Annotated in this window: 21 protein-coding genes and 1 tRNA gene; 10 read left to right on the forward strand and 12 right to left on the reverse strand. The window is 54.8% G+C overall.

What is annotated here, in order from left to right:
* Positions 1–370: 370 nt before the first annotated feature.
* The 4 genes from ACR0DE_RS06230 to ACR0DE_RS06245 all read right to left on the reverse strand — a co-directional run bounded on the left by ACR0DE_RS06230 (position 371) and on the right by ACR0DE_RS06245 (position 4,038).
* Complete coding sequence (locus tag ACR0DE_RS06230) at positions 371–1,168, reverse strand: transporter family protein (RefSeq protein ID WP_170392510.1); 798 nt, start codon at positions 1,166–1,168, stop codon at positions 371–373.
* Between the two features lie 165 nt (positions 1,169–1,333).
* Positions 1,334–2,314 (reverse strand): CobW family GTP-binding protein, encoded by a 981-nt coding sequence (locus tag ACR0DE_RS06235; protein WP_170392509.1) that lies wholly within the window; start codon positions 2,312–2,314, stop codon positions 1,334–1,336.
* Positions 2,315–2,328: 14 nt separating this feature from the next.
* Entirely contained in the window at positions 2,329–3,795 is a 1,467-nt protein-coding gene (gene gntH, locus ACR0DE_RS06240) for a guanitoxin biosynthesis MBL fold metallo-hydrolase GntH (RefSeq protein WP_480752322.1), read from the reverse strand.
* A 24-nt stretch (positions 3,796–3,819) separates the two neighbouring features.
* Positions 3,820–4,038 (reverse strand): hypothetical protein, encoded by a 219-nt coding sequence (locus tag ACR0DE_RS06245; protein ID WP_480752323.1) that lies wholly within the window; start codon positions 4,036–4,038, stop codon positions 3,820–3,822.
* A gap of 99 nt (positions 4,039–4,137) precedes the next feature.
* Between ACR0DE_RS06245 and ACR0DE_RS06250 the strand changes: the two genes are divergently transcribed.
* From ACR0DE_RS06250 to ACR0DE_RS06260, 3 genes are all read left to right on the forward strand, one after another.
* Positions 4,138–5,472 (forward strand): tetratricopeptide repeat protein, encoded by a 1,335-nt coding sequence (locus ACR0DE_RS06250; protein ID WP_480752324.1) that lies wholly within the window; start codon positions 4,138–4,140, stop codon positions 5,470–5,472.
* Between the two features lie 404 nt (positions 5,473–5,876).
* A complete protein-coding gene (locus ACR0DE_RS06255) occupies positions 5,877–6,020 on the forward strand; it encodes a hypothetical protein (protein ID WP_170392506.1) in 144 nt (47 codons plus the stop codon).
* 120 nt (positions 6,021–6,140) lie between these two features.
* A complete protein-coding gene (locus tag ACR0DE_RS06260; protein WP_480752325.1) occupies positions 6,141–6,359 on the forward strand; it encodes a hypothetical protein in 219 nt (72 codons plus the stop codon).
* A gap of 182 nt (positions 6,360–6,541) precedes the next feature.
* On the opposite strand, the gene ACR0DE_RS06265 is transcribed toward ACR0DE_RS06260, so the two are convergent.
* Positions 6,542–6,616: transfer RNA gene (locus ACR0DE_RS06265), tRNA-Gln, on the reverse strand.
* A 370-nt stretch (positions 6,617–6,986) separates the two neighbouring features.
* On the opposite strand from ACR0DE_RS06265, the gene ACR0DE_RS06270 reads away from it, so the two are divergent.
* Entirely contained in the window at positions 6,987–7,496 is a 510-nt protein-coding gene (locus tag ACR0DE_RS06270) for a ferritin (protein ID WP_170401952.1), read from the forward strand.
* A 27-nt stretch (positions 7,497–7,523) separates the two neighbouring features.
* On the opposite strand, the gene ACR0DE_RS06275 is transcribed toward ACR0DE_RS06270, so the two are convergent.
* Complete coding sequence (locus tag ACR0DE_RS06275) at positions 7,524–8,012, reverse strand: SH3 domain-containing protein (protein ID WP_480503753.1); 489 nt, start codon at positions 8,010–8,012, stop codon at positions 7,524–7,526.
* Between the two features lie 169 nt (positions 8,013–8,181).
* On the opposite strand from ACR0DE_RS06275, the gene ACR0DE_RS06280 reads away from it, so the two are divergent.
* From ACR0DE_RS06280 to ACR0DE_RS06295, 4 genes are all read left to right on the forward strand, one after another.
* On the forward strand, positions 8,182–9,168 hold the full coding sequence (locus ACR0DE_RS06280; protein WP_170392503.1) for a 2-hydroxyacid dehydrogenase: 987 nt from the start codon (positions 8,182–8,184) through the stop codon (positions 9,166–9,168).
* Between the two features lie 27 nt (positions 9,169–9,195).
* On the forward strand, positions 9,196–10,593 hold the full coding sequence (locus tag ACR0DE_RS06285) for an FAD-binding oxidoreductase (RefSeq protein ID WP_480752326.1): 1,398 nt from the start codon (positions 9,196–9,198) through the stop codon (positions 10,591–10,593).
* 86 nt (positions 10,594–10,679) lie between these two features.
* Positions 10,680–12,008, forward strand: a complete 1,329-nt coding sequence (locus ACR0DE_RS06290; RefSeq protein WP_170609527.1) for a hypothetical protein — start codon at positions 10,680–10,682, stop codon at positions 12,006–12,008.
* Positions 12,009–12,148: 140 nt separating this feature from the next.
* On the forward strand, positions 12,149–14,656 hold the full coding sequence (locus ACR0DE_RS06295; protein WP_170802016.1) for a GcvT family protein: 2,508 nt from the start codon (positions 12,149–12,151) through the stop codon (positions 14,654–14,656).
* 69 nt (positions 14,657–14,725) lie between these two features.
* On the opposite strand, the gene ACR0DE_RS06300 is transcribed toward ACR0DE_RS06295, so the two are convergent.
* The 3 genes from ACR0DE_RS06300 to ACR0DE_RS06310 all read right to left on the reverse strand — a co-directional run bounded on the left by ACR0DE_RS06300 (position 14,726) and on the right by ACR0DE_RS06310 (position 16,851).
* Positions 14,726–15,061, reverse strand: coding sequence for a carboxymuconolactone decarboxylase family protein (locus tag ACR0DE_RS06300; RefSeq protein ID WP_170401940.1), 336 nt, complete (start codon positions 15,059–15,061; stop codon positions 14,726–14,728).
* A 72-nt stretch (positions 15,062–15,133) separates the two neighbouring features.
* A complete protein-coding gene (locus ACR0DE_RS06305; RefSeq protein WP_170512574.1) occupies positions 15,134–15,787 on the reverse strand; it encodes a DUF938 domain-containing protein in 654 nt (217 codons plus the stop codon).
* 2 nt (positions 15,788–15,789) lie between these two features.
* On the reverse strand, positions 15,790–16,851 hold the full coding sequence (locus ACR0DE_RS06310) for an NAD(P)/FAD-dependent oxidoreductase (RefSeq protein WP_480752327.1): 1,062 nt from the start codon (positions 16,849–16,851) through the stop codon (positions 15,790–15,792).
* 203 nt (positions 16,852–17,054) lie between these two features.
* Here ACR0DE_RS06310 and ACR0DE_RS06315 point away from each other — a divergent pair, with 203 nt between their 5' ends.
* Together ACR0DE_RS06315 and ACR0DE_RS06320 are read left to right on the forward strand one after the other, a co-directional pair.
* Positions 17,055–17,465: a hypothetical protein gene (locus ACR0DE_RS06315; protein WP_170610013.1), complete on the forward strand. Its 411-nt coding sequence runs from the start codon at positions 17,055–17,057 to the stop codon at positions 17,463–17,465.
* A 3-nt stretch (positions 17,466–17,468) separates the two neighbouring features.
* Complete coding sequence (locus ACR0DE_RS06320; protein WP_480752328.1) at positions 17,469–18,701, forward strand: HlyD family secretion protein; 1,233 nt, start codon at positions 17,469–17,471, stop codon at positions 18,699–18,701.
* 195 nt (positions 18,702–18,896) lie between these two features.
* Here ACR0DE_RS06320 and ACR0DE_RS06325 read toward each other — a convergent pair whose 3' ends face one another.
* The 3 genes from ACR0DE_RS06325 to ACR0DE_RS06335 form a co-directional block, all read right to left on the reverse strand.
* Positions 18,897–20,087 (reverse strand): S41 family peptidase, encoded by a 1,191-nt coding sequence (locus tag ACR0DE_RS06325; RefSeq protein ID WP_480752329.1) that lies wholly within the window; start codon positions 20,085–20,087, stop codon positions 18,897–18,899.
* A 106-nt stretch (positions 20,088–20,193) separates the two neighbouring features.
* On the reverse strand, positions 20,194–21,267 hold the full coding sequence (locus ACR0DE_RS06330; protein WP_170392494.1) for a BMP family ABC transporter substrate-binding protein: 1,074 nt from the start codon (positions 21,265–21,267) through the stop codon (positions 20,194–20,196).
* A 34-nt stretch (positions 21,268–21,301) separates the two neighbouring features.
* Positions 21,302–22,222 carry an ABC transporter permease gene (locus tag ACR0DE_RS06335; RefSeq protein ID WP_170392493.1) on the reverse strand — a complete coding sequence of 307 codons (921 nt, stop codon included), beginning with the start codon at positions 22,220–22,222 and terminating at the stop codon, positions 21,302–21,304.
* Position 22,223: the final 1 nt, after the last annotated feature.

Below are 22,223 nucleotides of genomic sequence, written 5' to 3' on the forward strand. Positions count from 1 at the left end.
AAATTCGTGGGCCCGCTGATTCGAGCTGAACGGCAGCTTTGGTCCGCTCACCTGCCACCTAACACTGGATTGTGAACGTCAGGAATGCGCGGTTGTGGCATGCTGCATGAACGAATGGCAGAGGTGGAATCAAAGGCAGGTGAGGGCTGTTACTTCAAATTAATGCCCACCGCAGAGAACGGCGAGAGAGAGCCCTTACCGGCCATTGCTACAACGGTTCAGCGCTGCGGACGCATTAGACAGGCCTGCAGCCCAAAGCGGACATTCAAATCCAGGCATGGTGACTTCCAAGATGCGGACAATCTGCCGTTCGCTTTCATCCGTCCAATGCCTGCATCCGGTAAGCGATATTCTTTGAGGAAAGGTTCAACTATTTGGGAAACAGTAAGGTAGCTACAAGTCTCACGCCCCAACCTTCGGGCCCACTATCGGGGCCGTCGGCCGAATAGCGTATCCCCCCGCCTACGCTGATAAGTTGATCCCCGAGTTGGGTAACTTTGGTGACAACACTGTTGATTGGCACAGACCATTGTTTGTTTTCCCAATCGTAGGTGGACTCAGTGTTAATAGTGAACGTCCACGCGTTCGAATTTGTGTAGGAAATAAATGGCTGTAAGAACGTCTGACTGATGTCGGTATCACCATCAATGTCCCAGATGTGATTTGTCAGGCCACCATATGTCCACGGACCCTGCTGTTTGAGTGCCACGCCGGTAACTCCTGCACCCCACGCTCCGAGACCTAAGCTGTTATCTGTCGACGTTGGCAGCAGAAAAACAGGTCCAGCCCCCCAGATCCAACCGCCCGCACTTGGTTTTTTGGGCGAAAGAAATAAGCTTTGAACAGTATCTCCTAGCCCATTCTCGGATCCAGAACCCGGAAAGCTACCATCTATAGAGGCAATTGGGAGAATTGTTCGGGATATGAGGTTCCAATCGTCCGTAAGCTCAAAGGGAATAACCGGTTGTACGTTCAATATCCAACGCGAACCAATTCCGTCGGCACCCAAATTCTGATCATAATTCAGCTGGAATGGCACACTAATGAGAGCAGCCACTGGGTTAGCAAGTTGCTTTGCTAGTTCTTCTTCCTGGGACTCTGCCCACGCAGTACTAGAAAGGGCACCAACCCCGGCAAGTATGGAGTAGCGTAGCAACCTTAGTTTCATTGGCGGTCTCCTTTTGGCTGGCCCGTTTCTAACGGATGGCTTGCACTTGAGATCACCAGGTTGCCAATAGACGTCAACGGCCCATCACAGTACGCCCCCGCCGAACTAGATGAAATTATCCAGCACGGTTGACTTATAGCCCAAATACTTGATCGAACCTGGCTTTCAGACTGTCTCCATAAGCGTGTCCGAAAGCACATCCTCGGAGAGCGCCCCCGGTGCGCCTATTGCGACAAGCCTTGTTTCGGGTTTGCGGTCACCCCAAGCACCATCCCGTGAGATGTCCATTCGTTTTCCAACCACCTGAACAAGAATGCGATGATCTGGATCCTCCTCGCTGAAAACAAAACCCTTGAGGCGATAAACGTCGCCCGGAAGCTTCCGAATTGCACTCCGGAGGGAAGACAGGCTTATTGGGCGTTCAGCTTTCATCATGGTCGTAGAAAAGCTGTCTGAGTGATCAGAGTGGTGGCAACCACAATCTGGCCCATGTTCGTGATGATCGGGTATTTCGGTTTCGAGCTGTTCGGCGGCAAAGCGACCAACTGAAAGAAGTATATCCAGCGGGACATCCGCGTTGACAGCTTCGACCAGACGATACCGACGGAAGCGAGAGCCAAGCCAGTCGTGCACCTTCTGAACTGTGGCCCTGTCGACAAGATCAACCTTGTTCAAAATAACCATGTCCGAGAACGCAATTTGACGAAGCTTCAGTTCCATTTGTTCCGGCGCGGCAAATAACTGTTCCGCATCGACAAGACACATGAGGCTGTCTAAGCGGATCATGTCCCGGAACCGTTGATCCGTAAACGTCATCGCGATTGACGATGGGTCCGACACGCCGCTTGCTTCAAGGACGATGTATTCCGGTTTCTCAGGCCGGGCGAGAACGGCTTCCACTGTTTCGATCAGGTCATCTCGTATTGAGCAGCAAACGCAACCATTCGCTAAACTCATCACATCATCTTCAAGGCCAACAACGAGATCAGCATCGACGTTGATGGATCCAAAGTCATTCACCAAGACTGCCACTCGTAATCCGTGATTGCCGGTGAGGATGCGGTTCAGAAGCGTTGTCTTACCGGCTCCTAGAAAGCCGGTAAGGATCGTTACGGGGATCGCAGAAGTCGAACCAAATTCAATCATTGTTCGATCTCCTCTCAGTCTTCATCACGCGAGCCGATTACATCCGAAACTCTGATGGTAAAGTCTTGCGGCCAGTCCCCGCCGGGTGCTCGGAAAACGTCAGTTGGGTAGTATTCGCGTGGATCGATCTCCATATCTCGATACTTCTGGTCTTGCTGGTCTGCGCGAGTGAGTCTTGGGTTCGGTAATGTGATTTCATCCGGAAGCTCAATACGCCCGGCCTCGGCCGCCGCAGCCAGTTCACGAAATGGTGGCACTGTACCGGATTTTCCGGGCAGTGCAGCTTTCCTGTACCAGATTGCATCCTTGGTCACGTTCACAACGGCTACATCGAGACCCCATTGGAACAGACCGTCATAGTGGGCGCGAATACCAGCCAGCATTTCAGCGTCGATGTCTTCATCCTGGGTATAGTGTGTCACCATTCCCAAACGCGGCTTTGTGTCAGCAAAGAGCTTACCCACGGCATAGTGGGAGGTGTGATGCGTATCGATAGTGTAGTTAAAGAGATCTTGTGGGATACCGTATTTGTAGGTCATCAACTGACCAATATCCTGCCCCGACATTTCGGTTACAAAGACATCAACGCCTTCGCCGTATTTTCGTGAAAGCTCATCCGGGCGACCATCGCCGGTCCATACAAAGCTCAGACCATTCCAATCGAGCCGATAACCAACCGCACCGTCCTTGGCATGACTTCGCGGCCAAGACCGAACAGTCACCCCGTCTTCGTCATAAACAATACCACCTTCTTGGCGGAAATCGAATTCATTGACTTCGATCTCGTAGCCGTCCCCAATCGGGAAAACATCAAAGGCCTCCAGATGCCATTTGAGCATCTGTTGCATGCCTTTGACCATTCCGGCTGTGCCAAGCTCGGGCGTTCGACCTGACGGCCCATGGATGCGTAGTGGCGTGTAGCCACCCGACCAGGCACGGAAGGGGTAAATATACGGAATGTCGGCATAATGGTCGACATGCAGGTGAGAGATGAAGATGTCGTTGATCAACTGCCCAGGCACTTGCATCGCAATGATGTTGCGGACACAACCGGACCCAAAGTCGAAGAAGAACCGTTTTCCATTCCCCAACTCCACCATGATACAAGTACCCGCCTGATCTTCGCGCGGCGGATATGGTGTTGAGCCGCAGAATGAGATGCGCATCTCATCTGGCCCTAATTCCTCACTCAGTGGGAAATAGTTCGCATTTGAACCCGTCATGTACTTCGTCGGACGGAAGTACTCCGGCAATGATATGCCACCTGCGGGTCGACCACCATATGGGTTCTTGAGTGTTTCTCCTAGAGGGCCGCCTCCTTCGTGGGCCTCGGCAGTTCCTGCCGCAAACCCAGCTGCCCCTGTGGCAGCCGCTCCAGTGGCCAAGCCCTTTAGAACACTCCGCCGCGACGGGTCTTCAATTTGATCTGACGCCTGAACCTGTTTGTCGTCCTGGTCTTTTCTATTGTCTTCCTTGGTCATGGATTGGTCCTCAGTTAGAGTATCTCACAGGTTGCGCTTCAACATCCGGCGAAGCTCGTTGATGAGTTCAGATTTGATGTGGGCCCATTCGGCGCGCTCTGAGGCCGTGATCGATGCGTCTTTCGAAAACGCAGATGCTTTCTTCAGGTCCTCGATGACCTCGCCGAGTAGTGCATCCGTTTCGATGCGCCTCGAGAGCACATCGGAAAGTTCCGGGATTTCTTCAATCAGGTTCACCGTCACTGGAAAAATCCCGACGCCCACTATCTATTCTCAAATCAAGATGAGTGCGGTTGACCATAAAGGCCAAGTGAGTCACCGTGAGTTGGGGGTGAGTTGACATTGAACAAATCAAATGATTTGCCAATAAATCAACAAGTTGGCCAACCTTCTTCGGAACTCATCCGGGAAGCTCTGAGTCGAATTGTATCAAGCGACGGGTTTCAAGCTTCACCCCGACTCACGCAGTTTCTCACCTATATAGTCGAGGAAACTCTATCTGGTCGAAGCGCTCAGATTAGAGGCAAAGCTATCGCTGTTGAGGTCTATGGGCGGCGCATAGATGGTACTGGTGGTCAAAACCTGGTTCGCGTTGAGGCTAGGCGACTGCGTCGTCTTTTACATCAGTTCTACGAAGATCACTGGGACGGCAACGGAGTTCGCATTTTTGTTGATCCCGGCGGATACAAGCCGCGGTTTTCATACGAATCTACAATTGAAGACCGTACATCAAGTGAACTGAAGAGCGACAATCCAGTTGGCCGTTGGCGTTCGCGGCAACTGCTGCCTGCTGGACTAGGTGTTGTTGCATTAGTCGCTGTGCTTGGCATCTGGATGAGCCAGGATAACAGGGAGGTTGTGCCGACAACTCGATCCATCGAGAAAGCAGAACGTGTGGCGCTTGGAGTACAATCATTGACGAGACTCCAGGCGGCCAACATTGCAGACCAAGCCCGAGGCATGTTTTTTCCCGTTTTTGATGTCAAACGTCAGCAGATAGCACTGGGAATGTTCCAGCACGCGATGGAACTCGACCCGGCTCTGTCCGACGGCTATGCCGGATCAGCGCAGGTCCTGGCGATCCTGGCGGTGTTGTCGCCGGATGGATCACAAAGGGATCATTTCTCCAATCAAGCTTCAGAAATGTCTGAAAAAGCGCTTCAATTGTCCCCGGCCGACGCGTGGGCAAACAGCGCAAACGGTTGGGTGCTGGCTGTCAAAGACCAGCCAAACGAGGCATTGAAATACGCAAGGATGTCGGTCGAACTGGCGCCGAATGATGGCCATATTCTCGACCTTGCAGGTATCACCGCCATCTTGGCTAACGCCCCGGAATTTTCTGCCGAGGTTAGCAACCCGGATAGACCCAAATCAGGATCCGGTAGGTTTGGTGCGAGAAACATCTGGGGCGTCTCGCAACTTATGCTCGGGAACTACGAAAATGTTGTTGAAGCCTTTCAGGGAGCGCCAGCTGCTGGAGCGCCAGTCAGTGCTCCTTCGCTCTTGTTTCAAGCCGTTGCGCACGATCAGTTAGGAAATTCAGAAGAAGCACGACGGCTCGTTGCTGAAATGCGCAGGACATGGCCTGAGTTTCCGTCCGAGTTTCTCGCCGACAGGATTTTCCACAACGACATCAATACGCGGAACATAATACTAGAGGCACTGAGCAGATACTGACGAAACGTATCGCGACTATTGCCTCGAAAAGAGCGTCAAAATCTATTCAAATAGTTCCGCTTCGAAAGGGTAAGATGCCGATAAAATCGGCGATTGAACCGGACTACGCCGTTTGTGGATTGAGGGTGGACATTGCAGACTTGCAGAGTCTGCCTGCCGCGCATAGCCGCCGCTCATGAGGCGCAGTGCTGCTAATGCAGCGAACGGCAGTTTGGCGGCCAATTTGCTGCATCAGCTAGAACTCATAATGTGACTAATGGCGGTAGTGGCTCTTTCTGCCGAAATTGTCTGGACTTTGGTCCGTAAGGAAGCGGTACTGAAATCGCCAATATTTGCCCGGAACAGCCGGGCTCCGCTCAGTGCAGGACGCAGGATCAGCCTGTGTCCTTAGAGTGGAGACATAAATGACAACTTCATCCGATACAGAAATCAATAAATCGCCTGCCAAATCCGCGCGAAACAAACTGACGCGTCAGCAACAATTACAGAAACAGCTGTGCCGCAAGGCAGGTGCCACGATTGCGCAGATGCGGAACGCCTTTGGCTAACAACCGCATTCAGCACGCGCAGCGATTTCGATGATGCGCAAGTCAGGACATATTGTTGAGCGATCAGGATCTGACAAAAGCACAGTCTACCGGATTGTGAAGGCGCGCCGGTGGTTGGCGATGATCAATGATGGCAGAGCTTTCTCAGAAATCGTTCAAGAAGAAGGTAGCTCCAAACGCCGGGTGCAGGATGTGGTCGATCTGGCCATGCTGGTGCCTGATGCTCTGGATGCCATCGATTCAGGCGAACAAACTGATGGCCTGACAATGGACTACCTGATCAAGTCGGGATTCCTGGTGATCTGCTCATATCACCACAAGCGCTTCTCTGCCCTCTGATCTGCCGCCTCTCCGAAACACACCAAACTCGTACCGTCGGAATCGCGACCTGGGACTGTGGTCGGAAATCGACCACTGTTGCGCACACGCTCGGGTCTCAGTTGAAATTGCTGGATCTTAAGGCGCTGAAAACACGCTATAATCGGCGTGCAACTTCTCGGTATGTGATTTCCGGGAAATCATGGCTGGGGTGGTAGGATTCGAACCTACGATACACGGTACCAAAAACCGCTGCCTTACCACTTGGCTACACCCCAACGGTGAGCGGCTATCTACGACTGTTGCTTTCAGGGTTCAAGGGCTTTTTTGGACAATTTTGATGTGGATATGCAATTTAGTTTGATGGCGGTTGGATCGTCGGGATGGTCGAGTAGGGGTCAGGCGATTGTTTGAGGCGAATCTAGATCTCTAAAACGAAAATCCAACTGGCAATCCTTGGTTTTGCGGTCGCGAGATACAATCCGCAATGCGCCACAACGCTTGTTCCTGCGACTGCGTTTCAATAGCACAAGAATTGGATTAAATTATTGATTAATAGCGATAAAAATTACCTTTATCAGTTGAATGTCTTTGGCTTCGGACCTAGCTAGATAAAGTCCGCTAACCAGCACGAAAAAGGAGCGAGCAATGAAACTGAACCCGCAAGTTGCAGAAGCATTGAATAAGCAGATCAACAATGAGCTCCACGCTTCGTACACCTACTTGGCGATGTCGGCTTATTTTGAGGCGCAGGATCTGCCTGGATTCGCCAGTTGGTTTCGGGGGCATTCTGCCGAAGAGGAAACCCATGCAATGCGTATATTCGACTTTATCGCCAAGCGGGGTGGGAGGGTAAATCTCGACGGCATCGCAAAACCGCAAACGGACTATGAATCACCCGTTGATGTACTGGAGCAGGCGCTGGCGCAGGAGCAAACCGTGACGGGCCAGATCAACGCGTTGTTTGAGCTGGCGCATGAGGTCAAAGAATACAGCACACAGAATATGCTGAACTGGTTCCTGGCCGAACAGATAGAGGAAGAAGACCTGTTCACATCGATCCTGGATAAGGCCAAGGCGGCCAGCGGGGACCGATGGAACCTGCTGTTGTTGGATCAGGAACTGGCCAAACGCGGCAGCGCTGCAGGCGCGGAGTAGCTCAGTCGGCGCTGTCGCGCACGCGTGTCATTCCCGAATCTCGGTGGGGTCGACCCCCCAAAGATTGCTTTTCAGGGTCCAGCCGCGATAGCCGCCTGCCGAAATGCGGCACCAATCGGGTGAACATTTTTCAAGCCGGGCGACGACGCCGGTTTCAAAATGCGCATTCACCTGCGATTTGGGATCAGGCATCGCGTAAACCGGCAGCAAGTCGGCTTCGATAAGGACTGTCCGCACACCTGAAAGCAGCGCGTAATGCACCCAACCCCCGGCACCGTCTCGATCCTGAACCTTGCGCCAGTTTCCATATTCGGCCGTGATCTGCAGCGGCATGCCACGGCGTTTGAACACCCAATCGATTCGGTGAGTCAGCGAAGGGCCGCGACGGACATTACCCTCGGCGGCTTTCATCGAGACATATCGTGGAAGCGGTAGATTCGTCACTGGACCGCGTTTTTCCTGCGCGGACACGGCCACTGCGCCGAGCACGAGCAGGAAAACCGATATCAACACCACAAAATGGCGGTTCACTGAAAAACTAGCACTCACTGCCTGTCTGCTCTTATGCCTGTGGATCGTATGCAAAAAAGGTTGAGACGATGCCCAAGGGGTTCTTGTGCCCCGTGTAATCCTGCGCCACGATGCCATGGCGCGCGGCAGTTTGCAAAGCGGTAGGAGGGTCAAGGTGCCAAGAGAACGTCTGAGTGTTGTCGTTACGCGACGGTTGCCCGAAGCGGTGGAAACACGGCTAAGCGAACTTTTCGATGTAAAACTGCGTGACACCGACGATCCCATGACTCGCGAAGAGCTGGTGGCGGCAGTGAACACAGCAGATGTGCTGGTTCCGACGATAACCGATACAATTGATGGCGGTATCCTGGGGCAGGCTGGTGAGAAATTGCGACTGATCGCCAATTATGGTGCCGGTGTCGACAATATTGATGTGGCGACGGCGAGGCAGCGCGGGATCCTTGTCTCGAACACACCAGGAGTACTGACTGACGATACTGCAGATATGACTATGGCTCTGATCCTGGCGGTTACACGACGTATCCCCGAGGGGTTAGGTGTGATGCAAAAGGGCGATTGGGCCGGTTGGGCCCCGACGGCCTTGCTGGGTGGCCGGGTCGGTGGTCGCCGCTTGGGTGTTCTTGGGATGGGCCGGATAGGGCAGGCCGTTGCGCGACGTGCAAGCGCGTTTGGAATGCAGGTTCACTATCACAACCGCCGCCGGTTGCGCCCCGAGATTGAACAGGAACTGGAGGCGACCTACTGGGATAGTCTTGATCAGATGGTGGCGCGGATGGACGTCATCTCGATCAACTGCCCGTCGACCCCTTCGACCTTTCATTTGATGAATGCGCGGCGTTTGAAATTGATGAAACCCACGGCCGTGATCGTGAATACATCACGCGGTGAAGTCGTCGATGAGAACGCCCTGACACGCATGATCCGCGCCGGTGAGATCGCGGGCGCTGGTCTGGATGTTTATGAACAGGGCACGGATGTGAACCCACGCCTCCGGCAATTGCCGAATGTGGTGCTGCTGCCTCATATGGGCTCGGCTACGCTTGAGGGTCGGATCGAGATGGGTGAGAAAGTCATTATCAACATCAAGACCTTCGAAGACGGTCATCGCCCGCCAGATCAGGTTGTGCCTGCAATGCTTTAGGCTGTGGCCTGAGAAAAGGGGAACGCAATGGTTCAGGCAACCGCTTTGCCGCGAAACGAGGCCGGGATCGACACGGCGCTGGGAATTCTGAAGCAGAGGTTCGCAGGCCGGCTGCAATCTGGTGCTGCGATCTGCGAGCAGCACGGGCACACGACAACGTGGATTGAAAACCAGAGTCCGGACGCAGTCGTCTTCCCGCATTCAACCGAAGAAGTGGCCGATATCGTCAGGACCTGTGCCGAGCACAAGGTGCCAGTCATCCCGTTCGGAACAGGCACCTCACTCGAAGGTCATGTAAACGCTCCTGCTGGTGGCATATCCGTCGATCTGAGTCAGATGAACAAGATATTGGCGGTCAATGTCGGTGATCTAGATTGCGTTGTCCAACCGGGTGTCACCCGAGCTGAATTGAACACCCATCTGCGGGATCAGGGGTTGTTCTTCCCGATTGATCCGGGCGCGAATGCGTCGCTAGGTGGCATGGCCGCGACACGCGCGTCTGGCACCAATGCTGTGCGTTATGGGACAATGAAAGACAATGTGCTTAGTCTTGAGGCCGTGATGCCGGACGGGCAAGTGATCCGCACCGGGCATCGTGCGCGCAAATCTTCGGCGGGTTTTGATCTGACCCGCTTGCTAATCGGTGCCGAGGGCACGCTGGGAATAATCACCGAAATCACATTGCGATTGCAGGGTATCCCCGAGGCCATCAGTTCAGCTCGCTGTTCGTTTCCATCGGTGGATGCAGCCTGTCAGGCTGTGATGATGACTATTCAGTATGGTATCCCGGTTGCGCGGATCGAATTGCTGGATCAGATGTCGGTCAAAGCGGCAAACGCTTATTCGGGACTGGATTTGCCAGAAACGCCACTGCTGCTGCTGGAATTTCACGGTTCGGACAGCGGTGCAGCGGAACAGGCAGAGACCTTTGGCCAAATCGCGGAAGAATTTGGTGGCAGCGATATCACCACCACCACGACAACCGAAGAGCGCAACAAGCTGTGGCAGGCCCGGCACGATATGTATTGGGCCAGCCTACAACTGCGCCCAGGCGCGCGGGGCATTTCTACGGATGTATGTGTTCCGATCTCGCGTTTGGCCGAATGTGTGACCTCCGCACAGGATAAGGCCGCTGAATTGGGTTTGCTGGCCCCAATCGTGGGTCATGTTGGTGACGGTAATTTCCATACACTTCTGTTAATCGACATGGATGACGCAAAAGAGGTCGCAAGTGCAGAGGAATTCGTCGGTTGGCTAAATGATCTTGCAATTGCGATGGAGGGCACCTGTACCGGAGAACACGGAATCGGGCAGGGTAAACGCCCCTATCTGGTGAAAGAACTTGGTGCGGCGACAAATTATATGGCGGCGATCAAAGCAGCGCTGGATCCCGATAACATTATGAATCCGGGCAAGGTACTCTGACCGCAGTTGTTGGGCTCGGCCATAACAGCGCCTCAATTTTAGGTGAATGATCTAGGAAAGAGCAGTATTTGATTCCGAGGTTATTCATGGGCGCGTTGCGTTTCATTGGTTTTTTGCTGATTGCCGTCGTGGTTGTCGTAGGTCTGGATTATTATCAGCAGGATAAGAAAGTCGAAGGCAGGTTGTCCTTCAACGGATATGTCGACACGATTAATCAGCGGTTCAACTTGTATCAGGCGGAGCTAGCCGCGGAAGAAGTTGAACGAGAAAGGCAGAAGCGTTGGCGTGAGGGGGCCAAGCCGTACCTGCCGGATTCGGGCGAAGGATGGGTGCGTCGTTCGATCGTGGATGCAGATTTTACACGCGATGCCCGAGAAGGTGTTTTGCAGGACGGAATAAGTGAAGCTGCTCGTCCAATTGCAAAAAGAGTTGCTGTGCAAGAGACTGAACAACTGGCCAGAAAACTCGATAATTCTAGTTGGGTCTACGAAAGCGGCGAGCATACGGTCTGGCTACAGGCGAAACTCAGGAAAGACGCTAAATCCAATACACTGACTGGCAACATCGTCAGGTCTGTCGAAGGGTTGGGCGCAGGATCGAGTGGCTACACTCCATTCGGCATAATTGGTGGTGCTGCGTATTTCAGGTTTGAAAACAGCCGATACAAACCCGTCACAGTGAAAGATCGAAAGTTTTGGTCAATGATCACGGCGAGCCTGACGGACCTTGAGGTCGAACCTCGGTTTGAAATCTACAAGGCTACAATCGGACTGGGCGAAGAAATTCGCTTGCAAGTCTATTCCGATGCACCAGCGCCTATGCTGCGAGCGTTTCTAGATCGATTGGATTATGACGGATTGAACGCACTGCTTCAAAAGCAAGTGCCTGGCGTCGGCAACGATACCGTTTTTGATGCTGAACGAGAAAGTGAACTGGCGACAAACATGGCCGCCTTGCGCGGCGAGTTTGTCAAGCTGCGCAGCGAGCTGGCGCGTTTGAAGCTAGAAAACATTGATGGATTGTCTCTTGTCGCAAATACTTTGGCCGCGCAATACGGTTTGCCGGCAGACACCTTCGACTTGACCGCGAACAGAATCGAATCTGCGGATGATTTGGTCCAGGTCGGATACCGCAAAGGACTGACAGATTTGCTTGAAGACGAGATGCAGCAGGCAGACAGAGATGACGAGGGTTTCTTTGGAAATTTGTTCGCCAAATTCAAAGATCAGGAAACCTCTGAAGAAGTCGCATCTGTAAACGAAAATGAAGGCTTCCTGTCCGGACTGTTGTCAGCCTTTGGTAGCTCTGACTCTGAAGCAGAAACTGCCGTGCGGGTAAACCGAGGCGGTTCCGGTACGGGCATTGATTGCGCAACCACCGGAACGTTCAAAAGGTGCAAATTGGGGGGCGGATAACACGTCAGATCGACTGTTGGAAAGCGACCTGGTGCAACGCTCAGGTCGCTTTTCTTATATCACTGGTCGGATGAATGTCGCGTCGAGCCCCTCAAATGCGCCATATGGTGTCAACTGAATTCAAGGGGAGACACCCGGCTATGAAAACCCAAGTCAAAGCATTGGTCGTTGGCGGCGGCGCCGTCGGGACCTCGATTGCCTATCACCTTGCCAAAGCGGGCTGGGATGATGTGATGCTGATCGAGCGGGACGAACTGACATCCGGTTCCACCTGGCACGCAGCAGGCCTGTTGCCGTTGTTCAACATGTCGTATGCCACGACCCACATCCACAAGTACTCAGTCGATTTCTACAAGACACTAGAGGAAGAAACCGGCTTGAATGCAGGCTTCGCCGTAGTCGGAAACCTGCGTATGGCACAGACACAAGAGCGTATGGATGAATACATGCTCTATGCATCCACAGCGGAAACTTGTGATGTTGCATATGAGTGGCTGACGCCCGAGCAAATCAAGGAACGTTGGCCTCTGATCGAAACTTCGGACTTGAAGGGCGCAATCTATCACACTGAAGACGGCTACATTAACCCTGCCGACGTGACCCAGGCGATGGCCAAAGGTGCGCGTCAGCGCGGTGTCGACATCGTTCGCAAGATGCAGGCTGATGCGTTCCACTGGAACGGTACTCACTGGGAAGTCACCTGCACTAAGATGGTCGAAAAGGGCGGCAACCTCATTCCGTCAGATGAGCAGGTTGTGATCACCGCCGAACATGTCGTGACCGCGTCAGGCAACCACGCACAGCGGACCGCGAAAATGCTGGGTATCAAGATGCCCGCGATCCCGGTCGAGCATACCTTCATCGTCATGGACAAAGACCCCGAGCTGGTCAAATGGCGTGAAGCGGGCAATCCTGAACACCCTGTTGTCCGTGATGCTGACAACGAATCTTATGCGCGCGAGGAACGCGGCGGCTGGATTCTGGGTATCTACGAACATGGTGCGCCCGCACAATTCGAACATGGTGTGCCGGACAGCTTCCGCGCTGACTTGTTCCCGCTGGATCTGGATCGGATTGCTGATCAGTACATGGCGATGGCCGAACGCGTGCCTTCCTGTGCTGAATCCGGCCTGAAAGACGATTTCAACGGCCCGATCTGCTATACCCCTGACGGCAACCCGCTGGTTGGTCCGGCTCCGGGCCTGCGCAACATGTGGCTGGCCGAGGGCTTCTCGTTCGGTATCACCGCTGCAGGCGGCACTGGCTACTATCTGGCACAGATGATGGTCGATGGCGAAGCCGAGATTGACATGGCCTCGCTGGACCCCAAGCGCTACTCGTCCAACTGGATGACCACCGAATTCGCGGCACGCAAGAACGAAGAGTGCTATGAGCACGTCTACATCCTGCACCACCCTGACGAAGAGCGCGAAGCCTGCCGTCCGCTGCGCACCGTTCCGGCCTACGACCGTCAGAAAGCGCGTGGCGCACAGTTTGGCTGGGTCAACGGCTGGGAGCGTCCGAACTATTTCGGCCCGCTGGATGCGCCTGATAACTTCGACAAAGAAAGCCGCAGCTTCCGCCGCGGTGGTTGGTGGCAGTATGCCGTCGAAGAAGCCAAAGCGATCCGAGAAGGCGTTGGCCTGATCGATGCGTCGGCCTTCACCAAGCATGTCGTCAAAGGCCCCGGTGCGACCCAGTTCCTGGATTGGTTCACCTGCAACAAGCTGCCCAAGGTCGGTCGCATCAACCTGACCTACGCGCTGACCGCGCACGGCACCACCCGCACCGAATACACCATCGTCCGCAATGGCGAGAACAATTACTACATCGTCTCTGCCGGTGCCTGGACCGAGTACGACGCCGACTACCTTCGCAAGGCGGCCGAGGACAAGATGGAGGAGTTCGGGTACATCGAAATCCAGGACGTGACCACCCAGTGGGGCGTCTTCGCGATCGCCGGACCCAAGTCGCGTGACGTTCTGAAAGAGGTCATCAAGGACGCCGATCCGGAAACCGCGCTGTCCAACAAGCGCTTCCCTTGGTTGTCGGCCCGTCAGATCGAACTGGGCATGTGCCCGGTCAACGCGATCCGCGTGGCCTATACGGGTGAGCTGGGCTGGGAACTGCACCACCCGATCGAGATGCAGAACTATCTGTTCGACCTGCTGGAGAAGGCCGGTGAAAAGCACGGCATGAAACTGGTTGGTGCCCGCGCCCAAAACTGGCTGCGCCAGGAGAAATCCTATCGCGCCTTCGGCACCGAACTGGGCCGCGACGCGACCCCGCTGGAAGCTGACCTGCCGCGCTTTGTTGATCTGTCGAAAGACTTCTACGGCAAAGCCAAGCTGGAAGAGACCGGCGTGCGCGTGAAGTGCTGCACTCTGCTGATCGACGGACCGGACGATGCCGACCCCTGGGGCCGCGAGGCGCTGTACACGCCGGAAGGTGAGCGCGTGGGTCGTTTGACCTCGGGCGGGTACTCGGTGGCGTTCGAGAAATCCATCGGTATGGGCTACGTCAAGCCCGAGCTGGCGGTCGAAGGCACCAAGCTGCAGGTCAAAATTCAGGACAAGCTGTGGGATGCGGTCGTGACTTGCGACAGCCCCTACGATCCGAAGAACGAAACAATCCGCAAAGACGGCTGACGCTTCCAAGAAATAAGGCGGTACTCACGTAGCACCGCCTACTAAAAGCCCGCTCTCGGTGGGCTTTTTTCATGCGCTTAATTCATCAAAGCAGTCTAGTGCCTTGGCGGCATACATCATGGACGGCCCACCGCCCATCTGGATGGCCATTGCCAGAACGTCCGAAACCTCATCGCGGGTGGCTCCTGCCTTGGCCAACGCCTCGGAATGCAGGGTTATGCAAGGCTCACACCGTACTGCGATTGACATGCCTAACGCGATGAACTCTTTGGTTTTGTAGTCCAGCGTCCCGCCTTCCTTGACAGATTTTCCCAGCGCCCCGAAGGCACGCGCCGTATCAGGAATGGCTCCGTTAAGGTTACGCAAGCTTTTGCGCGTTTCGTTCAGTGAATCCTGCCAGCTCATTATCACGTCCTTCTTGATACATATGATAATCTGCATATGAATGATGAAGAGCAAAGCAGACTTTGATCCTGATCAGATTCCAGTTTTTTGGGCGACAAATGCCAAGTTGTTCGCAGGCATCTTTACGATTTCGACCAGTTCGAGGGCGTTGTCCTTTAACATAGACAATATATGTGTGTCGTCTTTGTACCCGATCTCAGGGTCTTGTTGGACCAGTGCGTCGTGAAATCGCTGGTCGCCATCGCTTGTCAGGTGTCCGTCACGTTTGAAAGGGCCATAAAGCACCAAACGCCCATCCGTTTTCAGAGCGCACGCTGCTTCGGCAACGAGGGTTTCAGCCTCGGGCAAACTGATCAGGTGCAAGAGGTTGATCAATAAAACCAAATCTTGCTGCGCCATTGTTTTGTGCCAACCCTCCGCAGTTGCATCCAGATGAGCGGCTGCGGCGGTGTTTGGTAAACCCTTGGTGTACGCATCGATGCTGGCGCGCCGTTCGGAGGTGACTTCGCTGGGTTGCCAATGCAACCCGGGCATCCGCTGGGCAAAGGCCGAAATGTGTTGTCCGGTTCCACTGGCCAGTTCCAGGGCCTGTCCTGATGACGGGGCGACCCGTGCCAGAAGATCGCACAGCACAACCGTGTTTCGGCTGGCGGCTGGGGCGACGAGTTTGCTGCCGTCGCCCTCGGTGGCGACGCTGGCATTTGGGGGCAGTTTGCGTTTTGACATCGTTACAGCCTACCGGGTGTCAGCGCTTTCACAATCGCCGCATCAAGGCGCGGCGACGCGCCAGTCACAAGATCCGCCACAAGTTGCGAGGCAGCAGGAGCGGTCTGAAACCCATACCCTCCCTGTGCTGCCGACCAGATAAACGATGGATCGGTTGGATCAGGTCCGAGCACCAGCGTGCCATCGGCAACAAAACTACGTAACCCCGCCCAATTGGTTTCTACCCGAGTTACAGTTTCAGTAACCATCGCTTCGTATCGTGCCAGTCCTTCTGCGAGAACCATGTCATCGGCGTAAGCGTCATGGGGTGTGGTTGGGTCCGCCTCGCAAGGCGAGACCAGTAGCTTGCCCGCATCAGGTTTGGCGTACCAGCTCTCGCCTGCGCCCAGCATCATTGGCCAGTTTCGCAGGTCATGTCCGCCCGGTGCGGGGATGCGCGCAATCGATCGACGGTAAGGTGTGATCCCGATGCGGGAAATCCCCGCCATCTGCGCCACCTCATCGACCCAGGCTCCGGCGGCATTTACCAGATTGCGTGCCTCAAAGGATTCTGAGGTTTCGACGGTCCAATGAACCGATTTGCGGATGCTGCTGACCCTCTGACGGGTCAGGACCGAACCGCCATTCTTGCGGACGGTTCGCGCAAAGTCCTGCAGGACGCGATCTGTATCGATATCAAATGCGCTATTACTTATGGCTGTATAACCGACTGTTTCAGGATTCAGGACAGGAATGTGTCCGATGGCATCATCCGGCGAAATCTCTTGCACACCAAGATCTTGGGCGTCTTTTTGAAACAGCGCCTGTTGATCTCTTCCGCCAATCAGCATCAGGCCGCGTGGTGTTAGGTACGCATTTGTTTCAAAAAACGCAGCACTTGCCTCGTTCAATGCCTTGACCGAGTTTGGACCGTAACCCTTTTCGAACAGGGCGGCTGAACGACCCGAAGTATGATATCCTAATCCGTCCTCGGCCTCTAACACCGTAACTGTGCCGTGCTCTGACAGGCGCGCACCTGCGCTTAGCCCGGCGACACCGCCACCGATTATCAGAAAATCAATCATGCGTTTTGTTCCGTTTCCGGCCGCCAAGTGATCGAGCCGGTGGTAAGTTGACTGGCGACATTGGCGGACCATGGCACGCGTACTGCCAAACGAAAAGACACAAGCCCACCGCAATGGAAACTTGATCGTAGGCGGCCAGCCTGCTTTTAGTGCAAACAACATAAGATTCGGAGGCGGACGTGAACGCGGCAGATATTCACCCGATGGCAACGGGGCACATTCCGTCATATGTGACACAGGCAGATGGTAGCGACTTCCTCTTCACCTTCATGTTGTTTTTTACCGTCGGGATGGTCGTGCTGATCGGGGTTGCCTACTTCACGTTGCATTCGATCCCGGAAAAAATGGCGCATGAAACCAATCACCCGCAATTCCAATTGGTTGGGATTCTGGCGCTTTTGGCTTTGTTTACGCATAACGGCCTTTTCTGGGTTGCCGCCATCCTTGTGGCTGGGTTCCAGTTCCCTGATTTCGCGGCACCGCTGCGCTCGATTGCCGATGCCATCCGATCTTTGGCGCCTGGGCAGGACAAAGAACACGCTTCACCCCCTCCTGAGCTGGAAACTGAGCCCGAACAAACCAAATCCTCCGAACCGGCAGCACAGGGGCACTGAACAATGATCGAGACGATGCTGTGCGCTCTGATTACCGTGCTTCCTGACTATCTGTTTCGCCGCTTTGTGCAGGGCAAACGGATCGGACACGAGATCACGCTGTTCACCATGTGGTACGAGTTGCGCTGGGGGCTGACGACTTGCGCTATTTTGGCGCTAACCGTTATCACAACGCTGTTCTATTTTCACCCGTCCAGCAAAACAGCGGCTTCCTACTTCCGGACGGTAACGATCCTTCCGCAGCTAGGGGGGCGCGTTTCCGAAGTCTACGTGCGCAACAATGAGCAGGTGACAGCTGGACAGCCGATTTTCCGGATCGAAGACTTCACGCAAACCGCGCAGGTCGAAGCGGCGCATGCCCAGATTGCTCAGGTTCAAGCCTCGTTGAAGGTGGCGGAAACCGATCTGGCCGAGGCTGAGGCCGGGATTGCAGGCGCGCGCGCAGCTCTGGATCAGTCGCTCGAGGATCTGGAACGCAATACCACCCTGCGTGACGAGGGATCCAGCGCGGTGCGCTTGGCCGAGATTGATCGGTTGGAAAATCTGGTTGCCGAGCGTGAAGCGCAGGTGAAAGCAGCCGTCTCAAAACGCGCAGCGGTTGTACAACAGATCGAAGAGCTGATCCCGGCCCAACTTGCCAGTGCCAATGCGCAGCTGGATGCGGCATTGACCGAGTTGGACAAGACTGTGGTAAATGCTGGAGTGACGGGCAGGGTTGAACAATTCGGGCTTCAGGTCGGCGACTATGTCAGCCCTTTGCTGCGCCCGGCGGGTATTCTGGTGCCATCCTCCTCCGGACATGACAGATTCCAGGCGGCGTTCAGTCAGCTTTCGGCCCAGGTGGTCAAACCGGGTATGATTGGCGAATTAGGCTGCATGACCAAGCCCTTTACCGTTATCCCGGTGGTTGTCGTCGAGGTGCAGGATGTGATCCCATCGGGGCAGATCAGGCCATCTGATGAGTTGCGGGACGTGCAGAGCAACACCAATCCGGGTTCGATCCTTGTCTACCTTGAACCGCTCTACAAAAGCATGGCCGATGATGTGCCTCCGGGCAGCAACTGTCTGGCGAATATCTATACGGACAATCATGCAAAGCTGGAGGATGAGAGCCTCGGCCTCTGGGAAAAATCGTTCCTGCATGTGGTAGACACGATTGGCGTCGTTCATGCGGCAGGCCTGCGCCTGCGACTGATACTGATGCCGGTGAACACTCTGGTGCTGGGCGGACACTAATTTCACGCCCTAGAAGCTGACCATTGCGGCGATTCAATCGCTTGAAGTCCTGACCCGACGACAGCTGGGTATCGAAACGCTCGTGGTTAATATTGCCCACGGGCCGATGGTGTTGGGTCGCCAATAAGACTGGCCACCAAGTAGACCTTCGCCGCGCGTGCAGCATTTGCTTTCTTGGAATGCAGCTATGCAGACTTAGCGGCTGTCTAGGGATTTGCTCATGCTTTTGAGAACTCGTTGATGGAGTTCGGTTGGTGCATCTTCAACTGCAGGTCTTTCGACCCATTCCAAATCCAAGTTCAGTGATCCCGCAGGTACGATTTTTCTTGCGATTTCGGGCGGCGTGGTATCGTCAGTCGTTCCATTCTTCCAGTCGTGAAAGGCTGATGAGTATCGAACGATCGCTCCACTGGTCGACAATTCGAGCAATCCGCCCTCGGCAAAGAACATCAGCCCATCACCCATTTCCTCACCAATGAGTTTGAGCCTGTTTCCCAATCGATGTTTGAGGATGGCTACAAACACTATCGCTGCGGAAAACGTGAATTTATCGACAAGCATAACAACCTGCTTGTTTGCGCTTTCTGAGATCGCGTCGATCAAGGGCATCGTTAGAAGAAAGTCGCCACCAGTGTTTCCGCGAACATCAATTAGTAGTGTTTTGTTCGAGGATGCGCGTACGCATTCCACCGCGGCTGAGATGGCTTTAGGCAGCGCATTTTCCTTCGGATCAAAGAAGCTTGGTAACGCTATTGATAGCCCTAGCTCTTGCCAGTCCTCTATCTCTACAAATATCTCGGGTTCCCAGGCTGGATCAGCCTTGCCGTGCTCGTTTCTCGGGTAGAGCATCGATCCAGGAACTGTATGTTCATTGGCCACTTTCAGATTGGCTATCCGCCCATTTTCGTCCTGCACACGGTACTCGGTCATGCCGCAGTTTGACGAAAAACCCAAACGCGCCAAAGCGTACGGCCAAGCCAGTAGAATCGGGCCGATGACCCGTTTCCTTTGGCACGTTCCCGCCAGAAATTTCTCTGCAGTGGCTTCAATCTGGCTCAAAGCTGAGCCGTTGACCGCTATCAACTCTCCTCGCGGTGCGGCTATCTCTGGCGCCGCGTCGATGAATTGAACGGAACGTCCAACGCTCACGAATCTCAGCGGTAGCACCGCGATCGCATCATTCGGGATCAGCCGTGTGTGCCCATTGCCGGGAAGTGCCAATAAACGCATCGCTGACAACAGAAAGGCTTCGACAGAGCCCTCTGAAGCATATTGCCGGGTTTCACCAATACAGTCGTCAATCATGGCCTTTTCGATCTGTCGAAAACTGGGATCGGTCGGCAGGGCAGTTTCTAAAATTTGGTTCAGGTCTTCCGTGAGCGACATGTTTCACGATGCGCATAGCCACTCGTCAATGTCCAGATTGGGCTCAGGGCGACTAAAAAGGCCCGCAAAAACATGCGGGCCTTGTTGTTAGTTTCCGGATCAGATTCTACTGCGGAATTTCGCCTTCCAGCCCCTCAACGTAGAAATTCATGCCCGCCAGCGTACCGTCATCGGCGGTCTCGCCTTCGGCCAGCCAGTCACTGCCGTCCTGCTTTTTCAGCGGGCCAGTAAAGGGGTGGTATTCACCGGCTGCCATCGCGGCTTTCAGCGCCAGTGCTTCTTCTTTAACATCAGCCGGAACGGCGTCCGAAATCTCACCAATTGCTACCATGCCTTCCCGGATGCCATCCCACGTGTTGGCACTTTCCCATGTTCCGTCCATCACGGCTTGGGTCCGCGCGATGTAGTAGGGAGCCCAATCGTCGATGATTGAAGACACACGCGGGAAGGGTGCGTATTCGCTCATGTCGGAGGCCTGGCCAAAGGTGACAACGTTTCCTGCCTCTTGCGCGGCTGCCTGCGGTGCAGTCGAGTCAGTGTGCTGCAGGATCACGTCCGCGCCCTGTTCGATCAGAACTGTGGCGGCGTCAGCTTCTTTCGCAGGATCGAACCAAGTGTAGGCCCAGACGATCTTGAACTCGACATCCGGATTCACCTTCTTGGCGTGGATATAGGCTGAGTTGATACCACGGATCACTTCAGGGATCGGGTAGGACCCGATGTAGCCGATGATATTCGATTCCGTCATTTTACCGGCGATGTGGCCTTGGACTGCGCGACCTTCATAAAAACGGGCCGAGTAGACCGAGACGTTGTCGGCGGTCTTGTAGCCAGTTGCGTGCTCGAATTTCACATCCGGGAATTTCTTCGCGACATTGATGGTCGGATCCATGTAGCCGAACGAGGTGGTGAAGATCAGGTCCGCTCCTTCCAGCGCCATCTGGGTCATCACGCGTTCTGCATCTGGGCCCTCAGGCACCGACTCGACGAACACGGTTTCGACCTTGTCGCCAAAGTGCTCTTCCACGGCCAGACGGCCCTTGTTGTGCTCATAGGTCCAGCCGCCATCGCCCACTGGGCCGACATAGACGAAGCCGACTTTGGTCTTGTCTTGGGCCATGGCCCCCGAGGCCAGACCCAGCGCCATTGCGGCGCTTGCCAAAAGTGTAGTGAATTTCATGTGTTACTCCCCAAGTTGGTTCAGTTGGCCTCGCCTAGTGCGAGGCATGGAAGGTCCGGCCCAATGCGGCAGGTGCGCTGCTCTTGTCGGCCGAAAGGATCACAAGCACAAGGATCGTGATGATGTAGGGCGACATTGCCAGATACTCGACAGGAATGGCAACGCCCGCTGCCTGCAAATTAAGCTGCAACACAGTGATGCCGCCGAACAAATAGGCGCCCAGCAAGACACGCCATGGTTTCCAGCTGGCAAAAACCACCAGCGCCAAGGCAATCCAGCCGACACCGGCAGTCATGCCCTCGGTCCACTGCGGCACGCGGATCAGGCTGATGTAGGCGCCGCCCAAGCCAGCGCAAGCACCACCAAACAGGATCGCCATGATGCGAATCTTGATGACCTTGTAGCCCAGCGCATGCGCCGCATCGTGGTTTTCGCCAACGGCGCGCAATATCAGGCCGATGCGTGTGTATTTCAGCGTGGCCCAGACGGCGGCCGTCAGGGCAATTCCGACGTAGAGGATCGGGTCGTGCTGAAACAGGATTGGTCCAATAACAGGGATATCGCTGATCACAGGGATATGGATTTCACCCATGCTGGGCGGCTTGATTCCTACGTAGCTCTGCCCCATCAGCGCGCTGAACCCGAGGCCGAACAGTGTTAGGGCCAGGCCGCTGGCAACTTGATTGGCCAGCGCCACCTGTGTCAGCAGCACAAACAACAGCGATAGCACCGCGCCACCGATTGCTGCCGCAATAAAGCCCAGCCAGGGCGAACCGGTCTCGACCGAGATTGCGAAGCCGCTGATTGCACCCACGATCATCATGCCCTCGACACCGAGGTTCAGGACGCCTGCTTTTTCGACCACCAATTCTCCGATTGCGGCCAACAAAAGTGGGGTTGCGGCCACCATCAGCGAGGCGACCAGAAGGACGGGGTTAATTTCACCAAGGTCCATA

This window comes from Ruegeria sp. C10, assembly GCF_056537805.1.

Bases quoted from the DNA above. Each gene is read 5' to 3' on its own strand.
- ACR0DE_RS06295 (WP_170802016.1), top strand. From the start codon at position 12,149: ATGAAAACCCAAGTCAAAGCATTGGTCGTTGGCGGCGGCGCCGTCGGG.
- ACR0DE_RS06315 (WP_170610013.1), top strand. From the start codon at position 17,055: ATGGCAACGGGGCACATTCCGTCATATGTGACACAGGCAGATGGTAGC.
- ACR0DE_RS06300 (WP_170401940.1), bottom strand. From the start codon at position 15,061: ATGAGCTGGCAGGATTCACTGAACGAAACGCGCAAAAGCTTGCGTAAC.
- ACR0DE_RS06330 (WP_170392494.1), bottom strand. From the start codon at position 21,267: ATGAAATTCACTACACTTTTGGCAAGCGCCGCAATGGCGCTGGGTCTG.
- ACR0DE_RS06335 (WP_170392493.1), bottom strand. From the start codon at position 22,222: ATGGACCTTGGTGAAATTAACCCCGTCCTTCTGGTCGCCTCGCTGATG.
- ACR0DE_RS06285 (WP_480752326.1), top strand. From the start codon at position 9,196: ATGGTTCAGGCAACCGCTTTGCCGCGAAACGAGGCCGGGATCGACACG.
- ACR0DE_RS06260 (WP_480752325.1), top strand. From the start codon at position 6,141: ATGATCAATGATGGCAGAGCTTTCTCAGAAATCGTTCAAGAAGAAGGT.
- ACR0DE_RS06320 (WP_480752328.1), top strand. From the start codon at position 17,469: ATGATCGAGACGATGCTGTGCGCTCTGATTACCGTGCTTCCTGACTAT.
- gntH (WP_480752322.1), bottom strand. From the start codon at position 3,795: ATGACCAAGGAAGACAATAGAAAAGACCAGGACGACAAACAGGTTCAG.
- ACR0DE_RS06270 (WP_170401952.1), top strand. From the start codon at position 6,987: ATGAAACTGAACCCGCAAGTTGCAGAAGCATTGAATAAGCAGATCAAC.
- ACR0DE_RS06325 (WP_480752329.1), bottom strand. From the start codon at position 20,087: ATGTCGCTCACGGAAGACCTGAACCAAATTTTAGAAACTGCCCTGCCG.
- ACR0DE_RS06230 (WP_170392510.1), bottom strand. From the start codon at position 1,168: ATGAAACTAAGGTTGCTACGCTACTCCATACTTGCCGGGGTTGGTGCC.
- ACR0DE_RS06290 (WP_170609527.1), top strand. From the start codon at position 10,680: ATGGGCGCGTTGCGTTTCATTGGTTTTTTGCTGATTGCCGTCGTGGTT.
- ACR0DE_RS06310 (WP_480752327.1), bottom strand. From the start codon at position 16,851: ATGATTGATTTTCTGATAATCGGTGGCGGTGTCGCCGGGCTAAGCGCA.
- ACR0DE_RS06235 (WP_170392509.1), bottom strand. From the start codon at position 2,314: ATGATTGAATTTGGTTCGACTTCTGCGATCCCCGTAACGATCCTTACC.
- ACR0DE_RS06255 (WP_170392506.1), top strand. From the start codon at position 5,877: ATGACAACTTCATCCGATACAGAAATCAATAAATCGCCTGCCAAATCC.
- ACR0DE_RS06305 (WP_170512574.1), bottom strand. From the start codon at position 15,787: ATGTCAAAACGCAAACTGCCCCCAAATGCCAGCGTCGCCACCGAGGGC.